The 2022-nt window shown below is 42.1% G+C and carries 3 protein-coding genes and 2 pseudogenes; 1 reads left to right on the top strand and 4 read right to left on the bottom strand.

What is annotated here, in order from left to right; translation table 11 throughout:
* Nucleotides 1-432: pseudogene (locus tag RLO19_RS03900) on the bottom strand (hypothetical protein); the annotation flags it as partial.
* Nucleotides 433-483: 51 nt separating this feature from the next.
* A pseudogene (locus tag RLO19_RS03905) lies at nucleotides 484-601 on the bottom strand (IS630 family transposase); the annotation flags it as partial.
* A gap of 220 nt (nucleotides 602-821) precedes the next feature.
* Between RLO19_RS03905 and RLO19_RS03910 the strand changes: the two are divergent.
* On the top strand, nucleotides 822-983 hold the full coding sequence (locus RLO19_RS03910) for a hypothetical protein (protein WP_446354016.1): 162 nt from the start codon (nucleotides 822-824) through the stop codon (nucleotides 981-983).
* Between the two features lie 28 nt (nucleotides 984-1011).
* Here RLO19_RS03910 and RLO19_RS03915 read toward each other — a convergent pair whose 3' ends face one another.
* Both RLO19_RS03915 and RLO19_RS03920 read right to left on the bottom strand, forming a co-directional pair.
* A complete protein-coding gene (locus RLO19_RS03915; protein ID WP_446354018.1) occupies nucleotides 1012-1668 on the bottom strand; it encodes an IS630 family transposase in 657 nt (218 codons plus the stop codon).
* Complete coding sequence (locus tag RLO19_RS03920) at nucleotides 1580-1954, bottom strand: helix-turn-helix domain-containing protein (RefSeq protein ID WP_446354020.1); 375 nt, start codon at nucleotides 1952-1954, stop codon at nucleotides 1580-1582. The genes RLO19_RS03915 and RLO19_RS03920 overlap by 89 nt, the downstream gene beginning before the upstream one ends.
* Nucleotides 1955-2022: the final 68 nt, after the last annotated feature.

Below are 2022 nucleotides of genomic sequence, written 5' to 3' on the forward strand. Positions count from 1 at the left end.
TCTCAGAGCACTGGGAAACAGTGTATCCATATCCTCACCCTCAACTAAGACATCACCACTGAGTTGCACCAACTCCGAGGCATTGATAACTAAATTCCCGCTATTACCTATACCCCTAGCATCTGTTGTAATTACTGCCCCATCCCTGAGTTGTAAAACAGGCGTTGTAATTGTCACATCTCCTCCGTCTCCACTTCCGAAGCTACTTGTAAAAAAGCCACTACCCAAGCTACTGGCTTCTACCAATTCTGAAGCATTGACTATCAAGTTACCGCCTTTGCCAGCACCAAAAGAACCGGAGAAAATACCAGAAATGTCTGTTAGACTGATTTGCTTGCCCCACAGTTGAATATCACCCCCAGATTCACCAGCCGTAGTTACAAAAGCGCTATTAGTTAAGGATATAGCGGTTTGCGACTTGGTAGAATACAATTGAAGGAGTGAATTAGCCCAGACAATTGTCCAAAAAAGCGGATTATAGCACTACGCACACACGTTAGGACATTTATTGAAGGCAACATCCACGCAATCACTTTCAGGCCTCAAATTCATCCCACCGTTGCTTCATCCAATTCTTGAGTACAAACCACCAGCGTTCAATGCCCTATCTCACAGTAATCATAAGGATAATCTTCTCGGTTATCTATTCCTGCTTCATCTATATAAGTAGTCGGACTGGCATAAAACGGCAAGGTAATTAAGTTTTGTAATCCTTGTCGGGCATCGGTTGTGGAGAAAGGCAATCTGGAGGAAAGGGGGGTGCGATCGCGCCGGAGGAATCATAAAGCCAAAACCCTTGTCAGAACTTCATTGTCCGCTACATGCAATTGATTCGCGATCGCGCCGGAGGAATCATAAAACCAAAACCCTTGTCAGAACTTCATTGTCCGCTACGTGTAATTGATTCACGATCGCGCCGGATGAATCATGAAGCCAAAACTCTTGTCAGAACTTCATTGTCCGCTACGGCTGTGGTCAGCTAGCCGACCTACGTCGTAACTTATCCAGGTTTTACCGAAAATAACAACAATGAGTAAACCAATTTTTTATATCTTTAATACTGATTAAATCTATAGCATTACTGATACCTTGTTCAATAGTATCTCGATTATAACTTACCCAAGAGCGCAAATATTCTTTCAGCTTAGACCAATAGTTTTCAATCGGATTAAAATCGGGTGAATAAGGAGCTAAATAAATCACTTTTGCCCCAGTGGCTTCAATCATTTCCTGAACTCCCTTTACCTGATGAGATGAAAGATTATCCATTACGACTACAGCTCCCGGCCACAGACGAGGTACTAATATCTTTTCCACAAAAGTCCGAAATACACTACCATCAGTACCCCCATCAACTGTCATACCTCCAAGGAACCCCGAAAGCGTGATTGCACCAATCAATGTTAAATTTTTCCCTTTTCGATAAGGTCTGTATCCATAAGCACGAACTCCAATAGGCGCACGAGCGTGGCTCCGGGTTAGGGCTGTATTCATGCCTGTCTCATCGATAAAAATTAAATCTTTTGGGTTAACTTCTTTGACTTCATTCCAATATTCTACTCGCAAATTTTGCACCCGCTCACTTTGGGCTTGAGTGGCATAAAGCGTTTTTTTTTCTTGTCCATTTTCGTTTCTGTAGAAATCGGCACAAGCTACTACAACTGACAATAACTTTCGTTCTTTGATATATATTTTCTTTCAATTCTGCTAAAGTGGCATCATTATTTTCCCTAACTAATTCTTCAACTAGACTCTCATATTTAGTTAGTTGAGCTTCAAACCCTCGTCCTCCTGAAGCTGGTTCAATGTTTCCCGTTTCTCTGTATCGTTTCAGCAGCCTTTGCACAAAGCTCAGACTAACTTTAAACCGCTTGGCTATCTCTCTTTGAGAGTCTTCTTGATTTGAGACGGCTTCCACAACTTTTTGTCGCAAGTCAATTGAGTAGGCTTTCATCTGTCCCTGTCATTAAGCACACTACTTCACTCCTTCAATTGTATTCTACCAAGTCGCAAACCGCTATA

Origin of the sequence: Coleofasciculus sp. G2-EDA-02 (assembly GCF_040226375.1) — a bacterium.
Taxonomy (GTDB): Bacteria; Cyanobacteriota; Cyanobacteriia; order Cyanobacteriales; family Coleofasciculaceae; genus Coleofasciculus.

Bases quoted from the DNA above. Each gene is read 5' to 3' on its own strand.
- RLO19_RS03910 (WP_446354016.1), top strand. From the start codon at position 822: ATGCAATTGATTCGCGATCGCGCCGGAGGAATCATAAAACCAAAACCC.
- RLO19_RS03920 (WP_446354020.1), bottom strand. From the start codon at position 1,954: ATGAAAGCCTACTCAATTGACTTGCGACAAAAAGTTGTGGAAGCCGTC.